Source organism: Bacillus cereus group sp. BfR-BA-01492, from assembly GCF_022662815.1.
In the GTDB taxonomy this organism is placed as follows: Bacteria; Bacillota; Bacilli; order Bacillales; family Bacillaceae_G; genus Bacillus_A; species Bacillus_A cereus_BD.
Genome location: NZ_JAKUEH010000023.1, coordinates 21,724 through 43,820, shown reverse-complemented (window position 1 = coordinate 43,820; position 22,097 = coordinate 21,724). Strand labels below are relative to the sequence as shown.

Here is a 22,097-nt window from a genome sequence, read left to right as displayed (position 1 = left end):
GATGGGGATATGTTTCATATTCAAACATTGAATCAAATTGCTGAAAAAGGTTTACAAGTTTTTGAAGCAGAACGATATAACATCGGACAAAGAATAGAGGACCCTGATGGAATTTTACTTCGCAGTAATTCTTTACATCAAGAAGAGTTTTCAAAGAACTTAAAGGCAATTGCAAGAGCGGGAGCGGGTGTAAATAATATTCCTATAGATCGATGCACAGAAAAAGGTATCGTTGTATTTAATACACCAGGTGCAAATGCGAATGCAGTGAAAGAATTGATACTGGCAAGTTTCATTCTGTCTTCTCGAAATATTATAAATGGAGTTAGCTGGACAAAGGGGTTAGAGGGAAAAGAGATTCCTCAGCTTGTTGAAGCAGGAAAAAAACAGTTTGTTGGATCGGAAATCGCCGGAAAACGATTAGGAGTTATTGGTCTTGGGGCAATCGGTGCACTTGTTGCGAATGATGCGCTATCTTTAGGAATGGATGTTGTTGGATATGATCCTTATATTTCAGTGGAAACGGCATGGCGTTTATCTACACATGTGCAAAGAGCGTTTAGCTTAGATGAAATTTTTACAACGTGTGATTATATTACATTACATATTCCTCTTACAGAGCAAACGCGAGGAATCATTGGAGAGCATGCGGTTCGTATGATGAAAAAAGGTGTGCGTTTATTCAATTTTTCAAGAGGAGAGCTTGTTGAGGAGATGGCCTTAGAAAAGGCTTTAGAAGAAGGAACGATCAATCATTATATGACAGACTTTCCAAATGAGAATGTCATAAAGATGAAAAATGTAGTCGCAACACCACACCTTGGCGCTTCAACATATGAATCAGAAGAAAATTGCGCGGTTATGGCTGCGCGCCAATTACGAGATTATTTGGAAACAGGAAATATCCGAAATTCGGTTAACTATCCGAATGTAGAACTTCCGTATGTTGGTAAAAAACGGATTACGATTATGCATCAAAATGTCCCGAACATGGTTGGACAAATTACGGGTTGCTTAGCGAAGCATCATATTAACATTGCGGATATGATTAACCGCAGTAAAAACTCTTGGGCATATACAATGATTGATATTGATAATGGAATGGATGATAGAATGAAGGAACATATTGTTGAGAATATAAGAGAAATTACAGGTATTGTAGCCGTTCGAATGATTGTATAAAGGGGAGAGGAAAATGGCGACAATTCGACCATTTCGGGCTATTCGTCCGGTGCAAAATAAGGCAGCGCAAGTTGCAACTTTACCATACGATGTATTAAATAGTGCAGAAGCAAGAGAAGTGGTAAAGGGAAATCCATATTCGTTTTTACATATTGATAAGGCAGAGATTGACTTATCAATATCGATTTCCCCATACGATGACAGCGTATATGAAAAGGCAAATGAAAATTTACAGCGCTTAATCAGAGAAGAGATACTGACGCAAGATGAAGAGCCGTGCTTTTATATTTATCAGTTGACGATGCAAGGAAGAAGACAATCTGGACTTGTCGTTTGTACATCCATTGATGAGTATATGGATAATACAATAAAAAAACATGAACGAACTCGTCATGATAAAGAACAAGATCGCATTCGTCATGTAGATGCATGTAATGCAAATACGGGACCGATTTTTTTAACATATCGTGCAAAGGAATCGGTCACAACATTACTGGTAAATTGGCAAGAAAATCACATACCAATGTACCAATTTACTGCAGATGATGGGGTCGAGCATGTAGTATGGAAAATCGCAGAAGTCGATGTTATTGCTGCGTTGATACAATCTTTTGAAGAAATTCCTGCTTTATATATTGCGGATGGGCATCACCGCTCGGCATCCGCTGTTCAAGTAGGACTCATGCGTAGAGAGGAACATCCCAATTATACAGGAGATGAAGAATTTAATTTCTTTTTATCAGTTTTATTCCCTCATGATGAATTATCAATCTGGGATTATAACCGCGTTGTAAAAGATTTAAATGGCTTAACCGAAGAGCAATTTTTACAACAAATTTCCCAATCTTTTCATGTGGAAATAGCACATACATCGCCACTGAAACCAAATAAGCGACATACATTTGGCATGTATATGAATCGAGTATGGTATGAGTTAACTGCGAAAGAAGAAATAGTTGCCGCTCAAGATGTTGTGAAACGTCTTGATGTCGCGATTTTACAGGATTATGTATTAAGTAAAGTATTGCAAATTCATGATCCGCGCACAGATGCACGCATTGACTTTGTTGGTGGTATTCGTGGACTAAAAGAACTCGAGCATCTTGTAGATAGTGGCCCGTATCAAGTTGCCTTTTCATTATATCCAACATCAATGGAAGAGTTATTAGCAATCGCAGATGCAGGAGAAGTAATGCCACCAAAATCAACATGGTTTGAACCGAAACTTCGCAGTGGGATTTTTATACATTCATTAGAATAGAGTAGAGAAGACGCGCTCATCATATGGAACTGTACTCTGAATTATAGTTTTTTCATGTCTATGATTCGAGGTACGGTTTCATTTTGTTAAGAGGTATCTTCGCTGCTCTATTTTTATTGCGGTTATTTCTATTTGTGTTGAAAGGCGGCTAATTATACTACTGTTAAATTTCTATTCATACCATTTCATTTAAAGGGGATTATTTCTTGAAAATTAAAAGTCTTTTAATAATATATTTAAAGCTTTTGATTTGATCCGTTCGTACTCCATGGCTCCAGCTAGTTCTTCAGCAAGTAATGGTGTTTTTCGAACGTATTTTTCACGAATCACATCATATAATTCATATGGAAATAGCATATCTATAAACATGATTCTTTTTTGCTCGGCTGTTAACGGAGAGACAGATTCATATGCGTTAATCATAATATTAAATTGGTCTTCGTTCCAAACACCAGTTGTATCTAATAATGGAATAATCATTTTCCGCAAATCGCGAATCGGAAGATCATAAGAAACTGTATCTAAATCGATTACCCAAATTTGATTGTTCGGGTCTAGTAAAGAGTTTCCAGTTCCGTAATCTTGATGACATAAGTTTGGGGCTGATTGTAATTGTTCGGTCCATTGTCCATATTCAGATTCTAATAACCGTTGATACGTATGTTTCGCTTCTGTAATAAAAGGAGTAATTTCTGCCAAGTACAATTGTGAAAAAGGGTCATCAATTAATGTTGCAGATAGATTTTTCCAAATTTCCATCTGTTGAAATCTCTTAATATAATGATTTGGCCAACGTCCTAGTTTTGTAAAGATAGGTACCCCTGGTGGTGGTTTGTAGCCGATAGATGCTAAATGAAAATCTGCTAATCCCTTCATAATCATTTCAAGGTCTTCTTTCATTGTCAATTCAAATGGTCTTCCTTCAATCCAATCGTAAACAACAAATAGAAATGGACCGTGTTTTGTATAAAGCTGATTCTTTTTACTTGGAATTATACTTGGAACATGCATGCCCTTTTTGGCAAGGTAATCTTGAGCATGAATCGAAAATAAAGCTTTTTTTTCAGGGCGGTGAATTCTTTTTAAGCAAAATGCTCCATTTGAAGTATGAATTTTCCATACTAGTGCAAGTTGTCCGCCTTGTATTAACTCAATTGTAGTTGGATCAATATCCCAATGTTTAATCATAGTTTCAGCTAATGCTACTAACTTTTGTTCTTCCTCAGGTGATAATGTATACCCTTCTTCCTGATTGTAATTCTCCAAATATATCACCATCCTTTTTATACTCTCTTACTAATTTATGGTGCATGACCACTTTTGTGCTAGCCGTTTGCCTTTAAGTAGAAAAAAGTAATGCTTTTCCTAATTTTAGTTATAAAAATCGAAATTTATCTAAATAATTCACATTCGTAAGGCGAAGTTCGTAACATATATTGAAGGGGATTGGATTTTTATAAAAAAGGAGGGGTTTGGATGAAAATTGCGATAATATCTACTGAAAAGTTACCGGTGCCAGCTGTACGAGGTGGAGCCATTCAAATTTATATAGATTCTGTCGCAAGCATTATTGCCTCAAAGGGGAAAAATATAACAGTTATTTCAATAGCAGATCCAGATTTGCAAACTGAGGAAACAAAGCAAAATGTACGATATATACGTTTCCTAGAAAATGAATACCTTCCGAATATAATTGAGCATTTGAAAAAAGAAAAATATGATGTGATTCACCTGTGTAATCGTCCTAGTTGGGTTTCATTATTATATGGAGTGACACCACAGACAAAGTTTATATTAAGTGTGCACAATGAAATGTTTGCGCATGAAAAAATAAGTGATAAAGAAGGAGAAGTATGCATTTCAACTGTTTCAAAGATTGTTACAGTCAGCGATTATATAGGAGAAACGATTATTTCTCGCTTTCCAACAGCAAAATCTAAGACGCAAACAGTATATTCAGGTGTAGATGTGAATCAATATGATCCATCCTGGACAATGAATGGAAAAGAACTTAAACATTATGTACAAAAAGAGTTACAGTTGCAAAATAAAAAAATTGTTCTGTTTGTTGGACGTTTGAGTAAAGTGAAAGGTCCTCATATTTTGTTGCAAGCTCTTCCGAAAATCATTGAGCAGTATCCAGAGATTGTAATGGTTTTTATCGGTTCAAAATGGTTTGGAGATAACAATGTAAATAATTACGTGAAGCATTTATATACATTAGGAGCGATGTTTAAAAAAAATGTAGTATTTATTAAATTTGTAAAGCCAAAAGATATTCCAACTCTCTATGCTATGTCGGATATTTTTGTATGTTCTTCCCAGTGGCAAGAGCCACTTGCTAGAGTACATTATGAGGCAATGGCTGCTGGTTTACCAATTATCACAAGTAATAGAGGTGGAAACCCTGAAGTAATTGAAGAGGGAAAGAATGGCTATATTGTTGATGATTTTGAGAATCCTGATGCGTATGCAGAAAAAATTATTCATCTATTGAGTAATGAAAACAAAAGAGAATATATGGGGAAATATGGACGTTTAAAAGTTGAAAAAGAATTTAGTTGGAATCGAGTTGCTATGAATTTATTAGAAGTCTATGAGGGAGTTTTATAGTTTTTAAGAGGAGATGAAGAATGTTGGAAGAAACAGCTGCATTAGAGCGAGAGCATTTAAGTAAGGTACTAGGTTTTTATCCATTTGAAATTAATAATATTACCCTACAATCAAGTAGAAGTGGGAGAACAATTTGGGAAGTAGAGACAGAGGAAGGGGTGAAAATATTAAAACAAGCACAGATGAAACCCGAACGGATGTTATTTATTGCTGGAGCACATTTACACCTTCTTCAAAATGGACTACCGATTACGAAAATTCATAAAACAAAAAGGGGCGGATTTTGTATTGGATCCGGGGAGTATGCGTATGTATTATATGATAAATATCAAGGGAAAGAAGTTATTTACTATAATAAAGAGCAATTAGAGAAGGTGCTTATATACGCTGGGAAATTCCATAAAGCATCGGAAGGGTATATTCCACAAATGGAAAGTAAAACACGGAGTCGGTTAGGAAAATGGCATAAATTATATAGATGGAAATTACAAGAGCTAGAAGGTAACAAAAGAATTGCACAATCTTTTCCTAATGATATGTTTTCAACTATGTTTTTAGAGTACGTTGATAAAATGTTAGCACGTGGTAAACGAGCTTTACAAGAAATAGATGAGCCATTTTATAGTCAATGGACAAAAGAAATCATTACAACTAAGGGTTTTTGCCAACAAGATTTCACTTTAGCGAGATTCACAGAAATAGATGATGCGATTTTTATGAAAGAATTACATTCTATTACACATGATTTACCAGTGAGAGATCTACGAATTATTTTAAATAAAGTAATGAAAAAAATGGCAACTTGGGATATAGATTTAGCGATTCATATGCTGAGTGCATATGATTCAGAAAATAGTTTATCAGAAAAGCAATTTCGTATATTATGGACTGATTTATCTTTTCCTCATTTATTTTGTTCGATTGCACATAAATATTATTTAAAACAAAAACGCTCTTGGTCTGATGAAAAATATATTTGGGCGTTACAAAATATTATTGCGCTTGAAGACTCGAAGGAGGAATTTCTACAACAGTTTTCTGATATTTATCATGAAATCAAGAGTAGAAATGGAGGAAAAATAAAATGAAGCCAAAGCAGGAAGAAATAGTAATACCTATTTTAAATTTAGATAAGTTTGCTTTTTCTCCACCAGGACCAATGGGTTGGGCGCTTTCAGAGTATGAAAAGGCGTTAGAGGAACAAGATAATATTGTATTAGATGAAGCATCTGTAATAGAAAATATAATGTCTATAAAAGAGATAGAGTTAGTAGAATTTCCAACAGTTGGCTTGTTAGATTTAGAAGAACAGAATATGAAAACAACTCAAATTACTAGTGAAGTAATTGAAGAAATAAATAATCCGAAATCTTCCTCAATAACTGAGGAAATCGTTAATACAATAAACGAAGAAGATATTCAAAATACTATAAAGCTAGAAGAAAAACAAAATTCTGTGGTAACTGAATTAAAAAAGCAAAAAGAAGAAATTGAAATTATTGTACCAAAGCAACCATTAAATGGTCCGTGGATAGCGAAGATAGTAAAAAATAAATCAGAAAAAGAATAGTAAAAAGTCCGCATATAAATCAATCTTTTTATGTATTTTTAACATATTATATATAAATCTATAAAAAGGAGTAAATGAAATGGAAGATGTAAAAAAAGCAAAAATAAAAATAGATTTTGAGAATGAATTTACTGTTAATTCAGAAGAAGAGATACAGAACGTATTAAAAACTTTAGCTGAAGTAATTCAATCTGGAGCACATAATGGTATAGAAGTTGAAATTGAATATATCGATGGAACAGAAGTAAGTTTTACTGAAGAAGACGAAGAAGACGAAGAAGACGAAGAAGACGAAGAAGACGAAGAAGATGATGCTTAAAATAAATCCCCCTTCTCAAAGGGGGATTTATTTTATACTACGATGTGAAAGGAAAATGATATTTTAGATAATTTGAATTTTAAAAGAGTATTTGAATTTAGTGGTAGATAAATTAATAGAAGTTGCTGCTTGTTTATATACTTGTTCTAGTCTTTGAGCTGTATGCATAAATGTGAATTTTTTTTCAACAACGCATCGGCCATTTTTAGCAATCCAGTTCGCGAATTCTTGTTGAGATAATAGAGCATGAGTAAGCCTAGTAAATTCTGCTGGATTATTATACTGTTGTACTAATAATCCATTATATTCATCTGTTATAACTTCTGCATTTCCGCCACGATTTGTTGTAATGATGGGAATGCCAGCTGCCATCGCCTCGTAATGAACACGTGCTAACGGTTCATTCCATTGTGAACTACAAATAAATATATCTCCCATTAAAAAAATGTTATGAATTTGATCTGCAGGAATAAATTTGGTGAAAATCACATGTTCTTTAATGGGGTAGGCAAGTTTGTATAAATCTCTAATATATTTATTCACACCATTATCACTAAACCATTTTCCACCCACAATGACTAGAACAGCGTCCTGATGTGCTTGAATAATCTCCTTCATAGCTTGAATGAGAATATGGGGACCCTTATTTTTTGTTAACCTCCCTACAAATAAGATGACTTTCTTATTTTGTATAGCATATTTTTCACGAAATTTATTTCTAATTTCTTGTCCAGTTGGTGTCCAGATAGAAGGGGAATGTATTAAATCTACTCCTGAGTAGACAATTGAAATTTTTTCTTCGGCTTGAGGGAATCTTTTGATTACTGTTTGTTTAATATATTTACTAACAGTTACAATAGCAGTGACCATTTCGATAATAAGATTTCCTTCAGAGAGTGTTATCTTGTGTTCTGCAAACATATCGTTATGGAGTCCAAGTACAAATCGACTATCGGGAGAAGCTTGTTTATATAGTGGGATATTTTTAGGGCGATTAAATACATGTATAATATCAAAATTTTTAGTCGGGAGTATTTTTATAATTTGTTGTTCATATTCCTCTTGAGGAAATCGGATGTAATGGATATTCCCCTTTGTTTCTTGTTTTGGAAGAATCGAATCTGAAATAGAGAAGATAGTAAGTTCATGATCTTGACTAATATAAGGGGAAACACCATCAATCATCATTTGAATAGCACCGCCCTTTACGGCCGGAGACGGTAATTTTTCTGTACATATATATGCGATTTTCATAAACGAGCCTCCTTAATATAATTGTTTCATATACTCATATTCTGCTTTTAATCCATGAAATAATGAAACCGATGGGGAATATTGTAGTAATGATTGTGCTTTAGAAATGTCTGCCCATGTTTGTTTCGGCTCGCCGGGTACGACTTTTGAAAAATTCATTGTTGCACGTTGACCTATAATTTTTTCTAACATAGAAACAATATCTAAAATCGAAGCTTGCTCTTTTCCACCAATATTTATTACTTCACCAATTATATTTTTTCTTGTTTTTAAAGTAGCTACTGTACCTTTTATACAATCATCGATATAAGTGAAATCGCGTGTTTGTGTTCCATCGCCAAATATAGTAAGAGGTTTATTTTCTATTAGTTGCTTTATAAGTCTATGAAACGCCATATCTGTACGTTGTCTCGGACCGTATACTGTGAAGTATCGTAAAATAATAGTTGGTATATTGAAATTTATATGATAAATACGACACAAGTGTTCACCGCTTAATTTGGTTACACCATATGGAGAAAGTGGGATTGGTAATAAATCTTCAGAAACTGCACCAGATTTTTCACCATAAACAGAAGATGTTGATATATAAATGAATTTATCTAAATCTTTGTTTTTACATGCTTCAAGTAAATGTTGCGTAGCTATTATATTATTCGTAACGTAGGGATGGAAATCTTTCCCCCAACTTGTTCTGACCCCAGGAATAGCAGCTAAATGATAGACGACACTTACGTCTTGTAAAATTTCGGATAAATCTGCATTTAAAATATTTTCTTGTATAAATTCAAAACGTGAATTTGTTATGAGAGAACGGATATTACTTATCTTTAATTGAATCGGAGTAGGGCCAATAAAATGATCTATTCCAATTACGGAATAGGATTTGTTTTTTAGTAATTCTTCACATAAATGAGAACCAATGAAACCAGCTGCCCCAGTAACAAGTATTTTCATGAGCGACCAACTCCTACATAGCGTAATCTGGATTTCTCTATTTCCTCTTTAGTAAGACAGTTTCGTCCATCAACAATTAGGTCTCCTCTCATCGCTTGTTTCACTTGTTTCCAGTTCAGCAATTTAAATTCGTCCCATTCCGTGGCAATAACAATACAATCAGAGTTCATAATAGAGGGCTCTAGTCGCTCATGTTGGGTAACGTACTTATTTAAATGGTTAGGAAGAACAGCTTTTGGATCATAAGTGTGAAGATCGTAGCCAAGAGGGATTAATTTTTCGAGAAGTGTTATGGCAAGTGAACTGCGAATATCATCAGTGTGTGGTTTAAAGGAAATTCCTAAAATAGTTATTTTTTTTGCAGGTTGTTCTATACAGTTTTTTATTTTTTCAATATAGAGATCTACTTGTGTAGAATTAATAGATTGGACTGCTTGTAAAATAGGAACAGTGACTTGTCTATCAGTTGCTGTATAGATAAGTGATTGTAAATCTTTTGGAAAGCATGACCCACCATACCCTAGTCCAGCTTGCAGAAAATGAGGATTAATTCGAAAATCATAGCCAATTCCTTTCGCTACTTCAACAACATCAATGTGGTATACGTCACAAATTCGAGCAATCTCATTTATAAAAGATATTTTTGTCGCTAAAAAGGCATTTGCTGTATATTTAATCATCTCTGCTTCATTTAAACCAGTCCAGAGGAATGGAGCATGAATATTTTTATATATATTTTTGATGATCTCAAAAGATTTTTTATCATTTTTTTGAACCCCTATAATTGTTCTATCTGGAAAGAACATATCATGTACAGCAGATCCTTCACGAAGGAACTCAGGATTAGAAACAACATTAAAAAGGGATGGTGAAACGCCTTTTTTAATGAGTGTTTCATATAAATATTGATTTGTGCCTGGTGGAACTGTACTTTTCGTAATAATTGTTTTATATGATGTTATAGCTGGAACTAACGAATCAATAACAGAGTAGAAATAAGTTAAATCTGTTTTACCGTTTGATGTTGAAGGGGTTCCTACGGTGATGATAATAACTGATGAGAGTTGAATAGCTTGATTAATTTCATGACAGTATTTTAAACGGTTACGATTTTTGTGAATAAGTTCTTTTAAACCTGGCTCGTAAATGGGACATTCTCCTTTTTGAAGAGAATGAATTTTATTTTTATCCTTATCTACACAAATAACATGGTGTCCTAAATCAGCTAATACCGCTGCTGATGTTAGCCCCACATAACCAGATCCTATAATGCATATATTCATATGATGTCCACCCTTCTAAAATGAGTACCAGTTAGTACATTATATTGATGGAGAAGTATAATTGGTGACATATAAGAAGGCCCTATTTGTACAAGTGAAAAAAGTAAGGGGGTAAAAGCCTTTTTAAATTTTGTGATGCGCAGGTAAGAGGAATACTGAATATAATATGATAAATATGCAGAAGGAGAGAGGATAGTGATTAAAAAAGCAATCATTCCAGCTGCAGGTTATGGTACAAGAAGTCTTCCAATTACCAAAGTAGTCCCGAAAGAAATGTTTCCAATAGGGAATAAACCTGCAATTCATTATATTGTAGAAGAGGCTGTAAAATCGGGGATTGAGCAAATATTAATTGTGGTTTCAAAAAGAAAAAATTTAATAGTTGATTACTTTGATCATTCATTAGAGTTAGAAGCTTTCTTAGAAAGAGAACAAAAATCTTATTTATTAAAGAATTTTGTGATTCCTGATATTCAAATACTATATACAAGACAGCCGTATGCGAGAGGTCTTGGTGAAGCGATAAAACTAGGTGAAGCATTCATTGGTAATGAACCTTTTGCTGTACTTTTGCCAGATGATATTATAATTTCGGATAAAGGTACCGCTTTGAATCAATTAATTAAGATATACGAAGAGATAAAAAGTAGTGTAATCGGTATTCACACAGTACCAAATGAATTTTTAGATAAATATGGGGTCGTGAAAGGCGATATGATAAAAGAGGGTTATATTGACGTTACAAATATTGTTGAAAAACCAAAAATAAATCCCCCATCTAATATGGCGGTTATTGGAAGATATGTTTTTACACCTGATATTTTTTCTTTGTTACAAAATGTGCAGCCTGGCGCCGGAGGTGAGTATCAACTAACCGATGCAATTCATTCTTTAATTGCCATCAAAAAAGTATATGGGAAAATTATCGATGGGAAGCGATTTGATATTGGACAAGAAAACGATTATGTTCATCTTCTTAATTATATACATGGACAAAATAAAGCAAACACGAATTAAGAAACATTTATTCCTTTCATAATTTATAATGAAAAGGTTTACGAAATTCGATTTGTCCTTTTTATTTTTTCTGTAATGTATTTAGATTAAATATAGCAAAAGTACTCTATATTGATTGGAAAGAGGTTGATAGATTTATTTTTATACCAATAATCCAAAGAATGGGTGAATAAATCACAGGTCATTTTGAACAAACTTGTATGTAGGGTAAAGCAGTAGCAGGACTAATCGACTTCATTCGAAAAGGGAAGTTTAAAAAAGAAGACAACATTTTATTCGTACATTCAGGTGGCTCACCAGCTTTGTATGCGAATACTTCTCTTTTTGCATAAGTATATAAAAAGGAGGCATGGAAATTTCTATGCTTCCTTTTTTATGTACATGATTTTAAATGTTTTCAGATGTAATGATAAGATTAAGTAAAATGAAAAAAAGGGTAGTATACGATAATAATAGTGAAACCGAAACGTTACTAAAACTTGATTTTTTGGTTTCTTTTAATTACTATCGCTCCGTCTCAAAAAATTCAATCCATTCTCCATCAGGACCAGCGAAGAATAGGTAACGTGTTCCGTCTGGTAATGTTTCAATTTCTTCTCCTAATAAAAAAGTTACTTGTAAATGTTTTAACCTTTGAATTTCGTCTTCTAAGGAATCTACTTTAAAGCAAATGTGATGTACTTTTCCTTCTGTTGGAAGAGAAGCGTTATATCCTTCAATAAGTTCTAGTATTGTTTCTTTTGATTCTTCTGCACCTAAAAAAGCAAGTTTTAAATTGGGATCGGGATGTCCCATACGTTTCAACAGTTGTAATCCAACGACTTCTTTGTAAAAGGAGATCGAAGTTTCTAAGTTTGCAACCATAAGACCTACGTGTTCAATTCTTCTTACTGGCATATGGAATCCTTCTTTCTGAAAATTTTATATGTATCATAATATGGAATATTAAGAAAATAAGTAAGATATAAATCTTACAAATGTTAGTGCGATATATGATATAGTGAGAAAGTATGTTTGGAGAGAAGGAAGGAGACGATTTTATGAATACAACTTCGCAAACTCCTTCATTAACGGAAACGATGAAAGAGTGGCATCAAGCGTTAGCTTATGAAATTAAACATTGGAAAACGATAGGTGGAAGTAAAATTTCTATCATAAATGGTCGTTTTTTATATACAGATTATGAAAATACAGTTTACGTATTTCAGCTTATTTCAGAGGTAAGCTTACCTGAAGGTTCACCTATTCGAATTGAGTTCGATGGTGAGGAAGCGACAGGGGAAGTATTATCAGTACATGGATTAGAAATAGAATTGAAATTAAATGATTATATTCAAGGTGAAATTAGAGAAGCTGTTTTATACAGTGAACCGTGGCAACTGTTAGAACAACTTCAGGAGCGATTAAAAGAAGCGAGAAAAGAAAAGCAGAAGCGTCAACGTATAAGACGTTTATTAGATGGAACGAGCACGCCAAAGCATATTGAAAAAATGAAAAATCCGAAAAATGAATTAGCGTATCGAGCGTTTTACAATGCGACAACATACGTTTGGGGACCACCTGGAACAGGAAAGTCGTATAATTTATCACGGATCATTTCTGCTCATTATCAAAAAGGAAAATCGGTTCTTGTATTAGCTCATAGTAATGCGGCAGTGGACGTGTTAATGAGTGAAGTTACGAAGCAAATTGAGAAGAAAAATAAATGGACGCCAGGAGAAATTGTTCGTTACGGTTTTAGCCAACATGAACATATACGTAATCACGAGACATTACTTGCTTCAAGACTTGTGGAAACGACAAATGGTTCATGGGGGGAAGAAAGACTTTATTTAGAAGAGATGCGCCAAGATTTGCGCGAAAAAATACTATCTTATAAAGCGACTGCTTCTGATAAGAAACGCATGCAAGAAATTGAAAGTGATCTTCGAAAACAGAGAGCGAAAATGAAAGAAGTAGAAAGAGAGTGTATTGAAAATGCACAAGTAATTGGTGCAACATTATCAAAATGCGCAATTGATGCGCTGATTTATGAACGTACATTTGATTTAGTTATAGTAGATGAAGTCAGTATGGCGTATGTTCCGCAAATTGCTTTAGCAGCTTCACTTGGAAAACGAATTGTCATCTGTGGAGATTTCTTGCAGTTGCCACCAATCGCAATGGCGAACCATGAGCTTGTTCGAAAGTGGCTTTGTGAAGATATATTTTATCATGTAGGAATTGTAGAATCTGTTAATCAATCTGAAGCGCATCCGAATGTATATATGTTGCAGGAACAAAGACGGATGCATGCGGATATCGCGAAATTTACAAATTCATTTATATATAAAAATAGAGTCTATGATCATCCGTCCGTTTCAAAGCGTCAAGAACTAGCAAAATTACAACCGTTCGCAAACGAGGCAACTGTTTTATTTGATACAAGCTTAATGGGGGCTTATTCTTTAAAAGATGCTGCTTCCGGATCGCGTTTTAATATGCTGTCTGGCTTAGTGGCGATGCAAATGATTTTAATCGGAGTATTAGATGGTGTTCAATCCATTGGTGTTGTGACGCCGTACCGAGCGCAATCTCGCTTTTTATCAACATGTATAAGAGAGATGTTGCAAAAAACGAAATATCGGAATGTACCAGTTTTAGCAGCAACGGTTCATAAATTTCAAGGTTCTGAAAGGGATATGATAATATTTGATACGGTTGATAGTTACCCGCAAGAGCGCCCTGGTGTGCTATTTTTTGATCATAAAAATCATCGCCTTGTGAATGTGGCCGTAACAAGGGCGAGAGGGAAGTTCATTCAGCTGTCAGATTGTCAATATATGCGTAAAAATCTTTCAAGAAAACAAGCATTATCACAGTTAACCGCTCATATAGAGCGCCACGGAAATGTGTATGATCGCACAACATCACGTCAAGTATGGGAGCGGAAAATTACGAAACGCTTACGTTGGTTTATGGAAATGAATCTAGAGGAACCGAAAGGGTTACTAAAAGATATTTTGGTGGCCAAACGAAAAATTGTTCTATCGTTGCCAAGTACAAGGAAAATCGATAAGAGAGTATGGCAAGCGTTAATGCGTACGAATGCACAAGTAATAATTTATAGTGATGGTCCTATTCCGCTAAAAAACGTAAGAGTACAAAGACAAAATAAATCATTCCCGTTTTTGGTCATTGATGATGAAATCTTTTGGGCAGGAGCTCCGTTAACATCGCAAATGATGTTTGAAGGGAGTCCGGAATTTCCGTATATATGTGCAAGACTGCAAGCACCTGAAACAATTGCTGTATTAACAGGATTTTTAGATATTCGGTAAAATCAGATAGGAATTCCTTGACATTTACTCGGAATAACAATAGAATAAAAATAATTTAATATAATTTTATGAAAATTCTTATCATGAGAGGTGGAGGGACTGGCCCTATGAAGCCTCGGCAGCGGATTCTTTATGAATACTGTGCCAATTCCAGCAAGTAATAGACTTGAAAGATAAGAAAGAAGCGTAGTCTGAATGTATATGCGAAAGCCTCTTTCTATCTTTTAGGAAAGAGGCTTTTTTACGTGTAAATAAAAGGAGGAGTAAAGGGAATGGGAACAACACAAGTAACGTCACATCGTAATATCATTCAAGAGAGTATTGAAAAAAATAAAGGAAAGTATATTCAAACAAGCCATGCTATTCATGCGAATCCTGAAATCGGTAATCAAGAATTCTTCGCATCTCGAACGTTAAGTTTACTACTCGGCAGCGCGGGATTTCAATTGCAACACAATATCGCTGGACATGAAACAGGATTTATTGCAAGAAAAAGTTCAGGAAAAGCAGGGCCTACCATCGCCTTTTTAGCAGAGTATGATGTATTGCCTGGACTAGGTCATGCTTGTGGTCATAATTTAATTGGAACAATTAGCGTGGCGGCGGCGATTGCTTTATCAGAAACGCTTGAAGAGATTGGCGGTGAGATTGTTGTGTTTGGCACGCCAGCGGAAGAAGGGGGACCAAATGGAAGTGCAAAAGCTAGCTATGTGAAAGCGGGATTATTTCATCATGTTGATGCGGCACTTATGATTCATCCTAGTGGGAAAACAGCAACAACAAGTCCGTCTCTTGCGGTAGAGCCACTTGATTTTCACTTTTACGGAAAATCAGCGCATGCAGCAGCTTCACCGGAGGAAGGGATTAATGCATTAGACGCCATCATTCAATTGTACAATGGCATTAATGCACTTCGCCAGCAGCTACCTACGGATGTGAAAATTCACGGTGTGATTACAGAAGGAGGAAAGGCTCCAAATATTATTCCAGATTATGCAGTGGCTCGTTTCTTTATTCGTGCAGCAACGCGGAAAAGATGTTCAGAAGTGACGGGAAAGGTGGAAAATATTGCACAAGGAGCGGCATTAGCTACCGGGACAACAGTAAAAATAGATCCATTTCAAAATGAAATTGATGAGTTGCTTATAACAAAAACATTGGATGAAGTAGTTGCTGAAGAATTAGAATTGCTTGGAGAAAACGTGCATCAAAAAGAAAGATTTGGTATTGGCTCAACAGATGCAGGAAACGTCAGTCAAGTTGTTCCAACCATCCATCCATATATTAAAATTGGCCCAGACGATTTAATCGCTCATACGAATGAGTTTAGAGAAGCCGCTCGTTCTGAACTGGGAGATAAGGCGCTCATTACAGCTGCGAAAGCGCTTGCTTACACAGCATATCGTTTAATGACAGAAGAAGGAACGCTTGAGCAGGTGAAAGAAGAATTTAAAGAAGTGAAGAGAAATCAATAAAAGAACGGGGAAGAAAGAAGTTTGAAGGCATCTTTAAACTTCTTTCTTTTTTGTAAAATATAAAATCAGCACAAAAGGAATCGAGTAGATTCATGAGAAAATGAGAAAGAGTACGTATAGCTGGATTGTGTTGCTTATAATCCGAAGTTAAATGTTTTTTACTAAAAGCACGGATATAAATATCGAAAAAGATTGAATAAATAACTTTTCATTCAAGATTATTTCTTACAATTCTCTTATATCCTTTCAGTTGTTATTCAAAATATTACAGTAAAAAAGGAATGTAAAGTGTTTATGCGGAATATTTAGAAAACTAGGGGGTAAGAGAAATGGAGCAAATGAAATTAGAAAACAAAGTCTTAAAAGCGGGTGTAGGGAAAGGAATGATTGTTCGTTTTATTTTCGCTAGTTTTGTGGGAGTATTTATGTTTTTTGTGCCTGTAACAATGAATGGTACTTCATCTATTATGATTGACCATATTGTATCATGGATTCGATCAGCCGCTTCATTAGCTGTACCGTACTATGCTTTCGGTGTGATGGTAATTGGTGCGATTTATCCTTTTTACACAAAGAAATGGAAGGCATCATTTGTGGATATTTGTTTTTCTTTTTTGAAGGTGATTGGAGTTATATTTGGGGCATTATATTGTTTGAAAGTCGGACCAACTTGGTTTTTTGCGCCGGATGTAGGCCCATTTTTGTATGAGAAGTTAGTTATATCAGTAAGTTTACTTGTTCCAATCGGTTCGGCATTTTTAGCGCTATTAGTAGGATATGGCTTACTTGAATTCATCGGTACGTTTTGCCGACCCATTATGAGACCATTATGGAAGACACCAGGGCGCTCTGCGATTGATGCGGTTGCCTCTTTTGTCGGAAGTTATTCGCTCGCTCTTCTCATTACGAATCGTGTTTTTAAAGAAGGAAAGTATACGATAAAGGAAGCGGCGATTATCGCAACTGGTTTTTCAACTGTATCTGCCACATTTATGATCATCATTGCAAAAACATTAAATATTATGCACATATGGAATTTATATTTTTGGACCACGCTTATCGTAACATTTATTGTAACCGCTATCACAGTCAGAATCCCACCGCTTCGAACAAAACCAGATACATATATTACAAAAGAAGGGTTTCCAGAGCCAGTCTATAAAGAAAGAATGTTTGCACGTGCTTGGGAAGATGCTCTGGAAGTTTCGAAATCAGCACCGAGTCTACTGAAAAATATTGCAATCAATTTAAAAGATGGGTTCATTATGACAATGGGAATTTTACCATCTATTATGTCTGTTGGATTAATCGGAATCTTATTGGCAAAATATACACCGGTATTTGATTGGATTAGCTATATGTTTTATCCATTTACGTTATTGATGCAAGTTCCAGAAGCGGATTTGGCGGCGAAGGCAGCTTCAGTTGGAATCGCTGAAATGTTTTTACCATCTTTGCTCGTTGTGAGTACACCGCTCGTTACGAAATTTATTATTGCAGTTGTCTCGGTATCTTCTATTCTCTTTTTCTCAGCTTCGATTCCTTGTATTTTATCTACAGATATTCCGTTAAAAGTTTCTGAACTTATCATTTTATACGTAGAAAGAACAATTTTAACTTTACTCATTATTACGCCAATTGCCTATATATTGTTGTAACGAAAGGCTCACCAAAAGTGGGCCTTTTGAAAGTGTTTGAAGGGAGTTTTACATATTTTTGCTACTTTAGGATAGTCCAACTGGTAAGAGTTAACCATTAGTGGGGATGAAGGAAAGCTTCATGGATTAAAGTTTCTCTTTATGGCAATGATGTTTCAGATTTGTTATAAGGGACAAGTGGATTTTTCAAAGAATAAAATGAAATGTAAAAATTTTGACAGCATATTTGTTTTTGATTACCATTTAGCTAGACATAGAGAAAGGGAGAAGAACTTATGGAACTCATCAAGGACAGAGTAAAGTTACGACTTATAGATAGAAATGATGTTGAAACATTATTTGCCATCGTGAAAGAAAATAAAGAAATATGGACGTATTTAATCGCTAAGATGGAAAATCATGAAGATATGGAAAGGTATGTAGAAAAAGCAATAGAAGGCTACAAAAAAGGGACAGAGCTACCGTTTGTTGTGATTGATCAGGAGAAGAATAAAGTTGTTGGAAGTACACGTTTATACAATATAGAAAAGGAAAATAAAACAGTTGAACTTGGTAAAACATGGTACCATCCAAGTGTTCAAAGAACAAGTGTGAATACAGAGTGTAAGTTTCTCTTATTACAATACGCCTTTGAAGAACTGAAAATGCTACGTGTACAGATTAAGACAGATTCACGAAATACAAAAGCACAGCGTGCTATTGAAAGACTTGGCGCTGTTAAAGAGGGAATATTACGAAATGAAAGACAGCTGCCGAATGGCTATGTAAGAGATGCGGTTGTATATAGTATTATTGCAAGGGAATGGCCGCTTATAAAAGAACAGCTTCATCAAAAATTACATGCATATCAATAATGATACAAAGGTATATACTCCATAAAAGCGGAATGTATACCTTTTTTCTTACAAAATAGTAACTTCTTTTAGATACTTTTGTTTCATCATTCCCTTCTATAGAAAAATTCGTTACAATGGAGTAGTATGAAATGCAATTTGTAAGTGTTTGATATGCAAAATGCTCCATAAATAAGAATGAATAAACAATCCTCTATTTGAATGAAAACCCTTTACTGCACATAGGATAAAAAGTGCCTTCTTTCAAATAAATTCAAATGAAATGATTTACATATATTTTTAGAAGTATGGATGATGCGCGGAGGCTAGTACAAATGGAACAAAAGAAGAAAAGTAAAAAAAGAAGAGTGCTACAAGTATTCTTGCTTATGATTAGCTCTATGATTCTCTTTGTAAGTTATGCAGCTTACGATATTTGGAGCTATCGATTTAAAACAGATAAGGTGGATACAGATGCTGCTGTTGTACTTGGAGCAGCTTCTTGGAACGGAAAGCCATCTCCTGTATTTCGTGAACGAATTAACCATGCGATCTCTTTGTATCAGAACGGTAATATTAAAAAAATTATTTTTACAGGTGGAACAAAATTTGAAGCGGAACTGGAGGAAGCTCGTACTGCGAAAGCGTACGCATTGAAACGTAATGTAAAAGACGAAGATATTTTAATTGAAACAAAGTCGCGTTTTACAGAAGATAATTTAAAAAATGCAAAACAGGTTGGTATGGAGCATGGATTGCAAACATATACGATTGTAAGTGATCCTCTTCATATGAAGCGAGCGATGCGAATTGCCAAGCATATAGGGATGGATGCATACGCATCCCCGACACCTACGTCAGCATATAAGTCGCTAGATACAGAGATTCCTTTCTTTTTTAAAGAATTATGTTCCTATATTGGTTACATGACTTCTTTACCGATACGTGCATTAAAAGGAGAGTAGTGTGAGAGAATTTCCTATCTTTTGATGGGAAGTTTTCTTATTGTTTTAAAACATTGTATTTTTATCGGAATAATGTAACAATAAGTTTGGGATTTCATATAGTAATTGAGAGAATGACAGTATGGAACTTTTATGAATAGTATACGGTAGAAAGAGAAACGATTTTTTTGTTATTTACATATAAGAAAAAGAAGAAAGAGTATCCTTTCGCCAACGAATAGAAATTTTAGTTTCAATAACTCGAAATAAAGGGGAGAGTAAGATGACAATTTCATTTGTAGAAACAGAAGAACAATCTTTATGGATTGAAAAGATACAGGAGCTTCTTCCAAAGTTTCAGGAAAGGGAGTGTGAGCTTAGTGAATTGGGCTCTTTTCCGTTTGAGAATATAAACGAGTTAAAAGATATTGGTTATACAACTTTAACGCTTTCGAAAGAATGCGGGGGACAAGAGATTTCACTCTATGATTTTGTTTTATATCAAGAGAAAATTGCAGAAGGAGATGGAGCGACTGCTTTATCAATTGGATGGCATCTTGGTATCGTGAAAGAACTTACGGAAAATCAATCTTGGAAACCGGATATGTTCGCATGGTTTTGTGAGGAAGTGAAGAAAGGGGCTCTTTTTAATCGAGCTGCGACAGAACGAAAGACAGGAAGTCCGACACGTGGCGGGCGACCAGAAACGTTAGCGGTGAAAAAGGGTGAAAAGTGGATTATAAACGGAAGAAAGACATTTACAACGATGGCGCCAATGCTTGATTATTTCATTATTTCTGCAAGTATTGAAGGACGGGAGGAGATTGGAGAGTTTGTCGTTCCAAGAGCGCAAAAAGGTGTTTCCATTGAAGAAACATGGGATAGTGTTGCGATGCGGGGAACAGCGAGTCATGATCTCGTATTACGAAATGTAGAAATTCATGATAAATATTTTACGGATATAAAAGGATCACAATCAAAACAAAAAGGAGTGGGTTGGTTACTTCATATACCGGCATGTTATTTAGGAATTGCACAAGCTGCTCGGAACTATGCGCTTCAGTTTGCTGCATCATATCAACCGAATAGTTTAAATCATCCAATCAGCTCACTGCCGAATATTAGAAGATTAGTAGGAGAATTAGAACTTGAATTGATGCAAGCTCGTATGTTTCTATATCAAATAGCAAAAAAGTATGATGAAGTCGATGATAAGCAGTCATTACAAGCAGAACTAGCAGCTGCGAAATATATTGCAACGAATGCAGCAATTTCCGTTGTTGATAAAGCGATGCGCATTGTTGGTGCGAAAAGTTTATCAGAAAAAAATCCATTATATCGTTATTATTTAAATGTGAGGGCAGGATTACACAATCCGCCAATGGATGATGTTACAATCTCATTGATGGCTCATTCTGCTTTTCACTCAATAGGATAAGAGAAAAAATAGGCATCTAAAAAGGGTGAATATATTTGCCCTTTTTAGATGCTATATTTTATTGAGAGTGAACTTTTACATGAGGGATGGCTTTATCATAAAGAGAGTGAGAAGAAGCTAGTTTAATATTTTCCGATTATTCATTCTTTTTTTGTTATAAGGATTTAAAAATCTTTCTTTTGCAATATCATTTTGATGTTTTATTAGAGAAAGCTATGTTTCTGCATAGTGCTCCTGTATAATAGGAGTAAAAAAGTACGAAACGAGGTATGTTCATGCTGGAAGTCATTGCAACTTGTCTAGAAGATGTGAAACGAATTGAAAAAGCTGGCGGAAATCGAATGGAACTTATTGCAGCATATACGGAAGGTGGGTTAACGCCTAGTTATGCATTGATAAAAGCGGCGGTGGAGGCAGTGAATATACCTATTCACGTTATGATTCGCCCTCATGCGAAATCATTTATATATACACAAGAAGAAATTGAATTAATGAAAGAAGATATTCAAATTGCACAAAGTCTTGGGGCAGCAGGGGTTGTACTCGGTGTACTAACGGAAGAAAACAAGATTGACGAAGCGAAACTAGCAGACTTATTGTCTGTGGTGGATGGAGTAAATGTAACGTTTCATCGTGCTATCGATGAGGTAGAGGATTTAGTAGGAGCGGTGAAAATATTGCGAAAGTTTAATAAAGTTACGCACATTTTAACTTCTGGTGGTACGGGACATATTGTAGAAAATATTCCTGTTCTTGCTGAAATGAAAAAAGTAAGTGAAGGAGAGATCGAGCTAATTATTGGTAGTGGTGTGACACAAGAAAATATAAAGAAATTGCTACATGATACAGGAATTAGGCAAGTGCACGTAGGTACTGCTGCTCGCGAAGGAGAGCCTTGTTTTGGTGAAATTGATCAAAATGCAATTCGAAGTCTATTAAATGTAATCGTATAATGATAGGAGAGTAGCGAGAA

The 22,097-nt window shown here is 35.0% G+C and carries 19 protein-coding genes, 1 pseudogene and 1 riboswitch; of the genes and pseudogenes, 15 read left to right on the top strand and 5 right to left on the bottom strand.

The features are described 5' to 3' along the window. The first annotated feature begins 9 nt into the window (after nucleotides 1-9). Both MR063_RS19660 and MR063_RS19655 read left to right on the top strand, forming a co-directional pair. A complete protein-coding gene (locus tag MR063_RS19660; RefSeq protein WP_242200916.1) occupies nucleotides 10-1,182 on the top strand; it encodes a phosphoglycerate dehydrogenase in 1,173 nt (390 codons plus the stop codon). 13 nt (nucleotides 1,183-1,195) lie between these two features. Continuing rightward, nucleotides 1,196-2,443 carry a DUF1015 domain-containing protein gene (locus MR063_RS19655; protein WP_242200914.1) on the top strand — a complete coding sequence of 416 codons (1,248 nt, stop codon included), beginning with the start codon at nucleotides 1,196-1,198 and terminating at the stop codon, nucleotides 2,441-2,443. Between the two features lie 213 nt (nucleotides 2,444-2,656). On the opposite strand, the gene MR063_RS19650 is transcribed toward MR063_RS19655, so the two are convergent. Then, nucleotides 2,657-3,721 carry a CotS family spore coat protein gene (locus MR063_RS19650; protein ID WP_242200912.1) on the bottom strand — a complete coding sequence of 355 codons (1,065 nt, stop codon included), beginning with the start codon at nucleotides 3,719-3,721 and terminating at the stop codon, nucleotides 2,657-2,659. Nucleotides 3,722-3,919: 198 nt separating this feature from the next. Here MR063_RS19650 and MR063_RS19645 point away from each other — a divergent pair, with 198 nt between their 5' ends. The 4 genes from MR063_RS19645 (at nucleotide 3,920) to MR063_RS19630 (ending at nucleotide 6,945) form a co-directional block, all read left to right on the top strand. After that, complete coding sequence (locus tag MR063_RS19645) at nucleotides 3,920-5,056, top strand: glycosyltransferase family 4 protein (protein WP_242200910.1); 1,137 nt, start codon at nucleotides 3,920-3,922, stop codon at nucleotides 5,054-5,056. A 23-nt stretch (nucleotides 5,057-5,079) separates the two neighbouring features. Next, entirely contained in the window at nucleotides 5,080-6,144 is a 1,065-nt protein-coding gene (cotS, locus tag MR063_RS19640) for a spore coat putative kinase CotS (RefSeq protein WP_277927953.1), read from the top strand. Further along, complete coding sequence (locus tag MR063_RS19635) at nucleotides 6,141-6,626, top strand: hypothetical protein (protein WP_242200907.1); 486 nt, start codon at nucleotides 6,141-6,143, stop codon at nucleotides 6,624-6,626. Before cotS ends, MR063_RS19635 begins: the two co-directional genes overlap by 4 nt. A gap of 79 nt (nucleotides 6,627-6,705) precedes the next feature. Beyond that, on the top strand, nucleotides 6,706-6,945 hold the full coding sequence (locus tag MR063_RS19630) for a hypothetical protein (RefSeq protein WP_242200906.1): 240 nt from the start codon (nucleotides 6,706-6,708) through the stop codon (nucleotides 6,943-6,945). Nucleotides 6,946-7,008: 63 nt separating this feature from the next. On the opposite strand, the gene MR063_RS19625 is transcribed toward MR063_RS19630, so the two are convergent. From MR063_RS19625 to MR063_RS19615, 3 genes are read right to left on the bottom strand one after another with little or no spacing between them, the layout of a single operon-like run. Further along, nucleotides 7,009-8,199 carry a glycosyltransferase family 4 protein gene (locus MR063_RS19625; RefSeq protein ID WP_242200905.1) on the bottom strand — a complete coding sequence of 397 codons (1,191 nt, stop codon included), beginning with the start codon at nucleotides 8,197-8,199 and terminating at the stop codon, nucleotides 7,009-7,011. A gap of 12 nt (nucleotides 8,200-8,211) precedes the next feature. After that, a complete protein-coding gene (locus MR063_RS19620; RefSeq protein WP_242200904.1) occupies nucleotides 8,212-9,156 on the bottom strand; it encodes an NAD-dependent epimerase/dehydratase family protein in 945 nt (314 codons plus the stop codon). Continuing rightward, on the bottom strand, nucleotides 9,153-10,439 hold the full coding sequence (locus MR063_RS19615) for a UDP-glucose dehydrogenase family protein (protein WP_242200903.1): 1,287 nt from the start codon (nucleotides 10,437-10,439) through the stop codon (nucleotides 9,153-9,155). The genes MR063_RS19620 and MR063_RS19615 overlap by 4 nt, the downstream gene beginning before the upstream one ends. A gap of 195 nt (nucleotides 10,440-10,634) precedes the next feature. Between MR063_RS19615 and MR063_RS19610 the strand changes: the two genes are divergently transcribed. After that, nucleotides 10,635-11,456 (top strand): UTP--glucose-1-phosphate uridylyltransferase, encoded by an 822-nt coding sequence (locus MR063_RS19610; RefSeq protein WP_242200902.1) that lies wholly within the window; start codon nucleotides 10,635-10,637, stop codon nucleotides 11,454-11,456. 206 nt (nucleotides 11,457-11,662) lie between these two features. After that, a pseudogene (locus tag MR063_RS19605) lies at nucleotides 11,663-11,788 on the top strand (D-cysteine desulfhydrase); the annotation flags it as partial. 172 nt (nucleotides 11,789-11,960) lie between these two features. On the opposite strand, the gene MR063_RS19600 reads toward MR063_RS19605, so the two are convergent. Next, a complete protein-coding gene (locus MR063_RS19600; protein ID WP_242200901.1) occupies nucleotides 11,961-12,353 on the bottom strand; it encodes a VOC family protein in 393 nt (130 codons plus the stop codon). 113 nt (nucleotides 12,354-12,466) lie between these two features. Between MR063_RS19600 and MR063_RS19595 the strand changes: the two genes are divergently transcribed. The 7 genes from MR063_RS19595 to MR063_RS19565 all read left to right on the top strand — a co-directional run bounded on the left by MR063_RS19595 (nucleotide 12,467) and on the right by MR063_RS19565 (nucleotide 22,077). Further along, nucleotides 12,467-14,776, top strand: coding sequence for an AAA domain-containing protein (locus tag MR063_RS19595; protein ID WP_242200900.1), 2,310 nt, complete (start codon nucleotides 12,467-12,469; stop codon nucleotides 14,774-14,776). 75 nt (nucleotides 14,777-14,851) lie between these two features. Beyond that, nucleotides 14,852-14,956: riboswitch (SAM riboswitch) on the top strand. A 92-nt stretch (nucleotides 14,957-15,048) separates the two neighbouring features. Further along, nucleotides 15,049-16,251, top strand: a complete 1,203-nt coding sequence (locus MR063_RS19590; protein WP_242200899.1) for a M20 family metallopeptidase — start codon at nucleotides 15,049-15,051, stop codon at nucleotides 16,249-16,251. A 329-nt stretch (nucleotides 16,252-16,580) separates the two neighbouring features. Then, on the top strand, nucleotides 16,581-17,909 hold the full coding sequence (locus MR063_RS19585) for a YjiH family protein (RefSeq protein WP_242200898.1): 1,329 nt from the start codon (nucleotides 16,581-16,583) through the stop codon (nucleotides 17,907-17,909). Nucleotides 17,910-18,184: 275 nt separating this feature from the next. After that, nucleotides 18,185-18,763, top strand: a complete 579-nt coding sequence (locus tag MR063_RS19580) for a GNAT family N-acetyltransferase (protein WP_242200897.1) — start codon at nucleotides 18,185-18,187, stop codon at nucleotides 18,761-18,763. A gap of 314 nt (nucleotides 18,764-19,077) precedes the next feature. Then, on the top strand, nucleotides 19,078-19,707 hold the full coding sequence (locus tag MR063_RS19575) for a YdcF family protein (protein ID WP_242200896.1): 630 nt from the start codon (nucleotides 19,078-19,080) through the stop codon (nucleotides 19,705-19,707). A gap of 262 nt (nucleotides 19,708-19,969) precedes the next feature. Then, on the top strand, nucleotides 19,970-21,124 hold the full coding sequence (locus MR063_RS19570) for an acyl-CoA dehydrogenase family protein (protein ID WP_242200895.1): 1,155 nt from the start codon (nucleotides 19,970-19,972) through the stop codon (nucleotides 21,122-21,124). A gap of 275 nt (nucleotides 21,125-21,399) precedes the next feature. Next, nucleotides 21,400-22,077, top strand: a complete 678-nt coding sequence (locus MR063_RS19565) for a copper homeostasis protein CutC (protein ID WP_242200894.1) — start codon at nucleotides 21,400-21,402, stop codon at nucleotides 22,075-22,077. Nucleotides 22,078-22,097 lie beyond the last annotated feature (20 nt).

Coding starts and splice junctions, on each gene's coding strand:
- MR063_RS19595 (WP_242200900.1), top strand. CDS start 12,467: ATGTTTGGAGAGAAGGAAGGAGACGATTTTATGAATACAACTTCGCAA.
- MR063_RS19625 (WP_242200905.1), bottom strand. CDS start 8,199: ATGAAAATCGCATATATATGTACAGAAAAATTACCGTCTCCGGCCGTA.
- MR063_RS19585 (WP_242200898.1), top strand. CDS start 16,581: ATGGAGCAAATGAAATTAGAAAACAAAGTCTTAAAAGCGGGTGTAGGG.
- MR063_RS19655 (WP_242200914.1), top strand. CDS start 1,196: ATGGCGACAATTCGACCATTTCGGGCTATTCGTCCGGTGCAAAATAAG.
- MR063_RS19565 (WP_242200894.1), top strand. CDS start 21,400: ATGCTGGAAGTCATTGCAACTTGTCTAGAAGATGTGAAACGAATTGAA.
- MR063_RS19620 (WP_242200904.1), bottom strand. CDS start 9,156: ATGAAAATACTTGTTACTGGGGCAGCTGGTTTCATTGGTTCTCATTTA.
- MR063_RS19575 (WP_242200896.1), top strand. CDS start 19,078: ATGGAACAAAAGAAGAAAAGTAAAAAAAGAAGAGTGCTACAAGTATTC.
- MR063_RS19570 (WP_242200895.1), top strand. CDS start 19,970: ATGACAATTTCATTTGTAGAAACAGAAGAACAATCTTTATGGATTGAA.
- MR063_RS19600 (WP_242200901.1), bottom strand. CDS start 12,353: ATGCCAGTAAGAAGAATTGAACACGTAGGTCTTATGGTTGCAAACTTA.
- MR063_RS19630 (WP_242200906.1), top strand. CDS start 6,706: ATGGAAGATGTAAAAAAAGCAAAAATAAAAATAGATTTTGAGAATGAA.
- MR063_RS19580 (WP_242200897.1), top strand. CDS start 18,185: ATGGAACTCATCAAGGACAGAGTAAAGTTACGACTTATAGATAGAAAT.
- MR063_RS19645 (WP_242200910.1), top strand. CDS start 3,920: ATGAAAATTGCGATAATATCTACTGAAAAGTTACCGGTGCCAGCTGTA.
- MR063_RS19635 (WP_242200907.1), top strand. CDS start 6,141: ATGAAGCCAAAGCAGGAAGAAATAGTAATACCTATTTTAAATTTAGAT.
- MR063_RS19590 (WP_242200899.1), top strand. CDS start 15,049: ATGGGAACAACACAAGTAACGTCACATCGTAATATCATTCAAGAGAGT.
- MR063_RS19615 (WP_242200903.1), bottom strand. CDS start 10,439: ATGAATATATGCATTATAGGATCTGGTTATGTGGGGCTAACATCAGCA.
- MR063_RS19650 (WP_242200912.1), bottom strand. CDS start 3,721: ATGGTGATATATTTGGAGAATTACAATCAGGAAGAAGGGTATACATTA.
- MR063_RS19660 (WP_242200916.1), top strand. CDS start 10: ATGTTTCATATTCAAACATTGAATCAAATTGCTGAAAAAGGTTTACAA.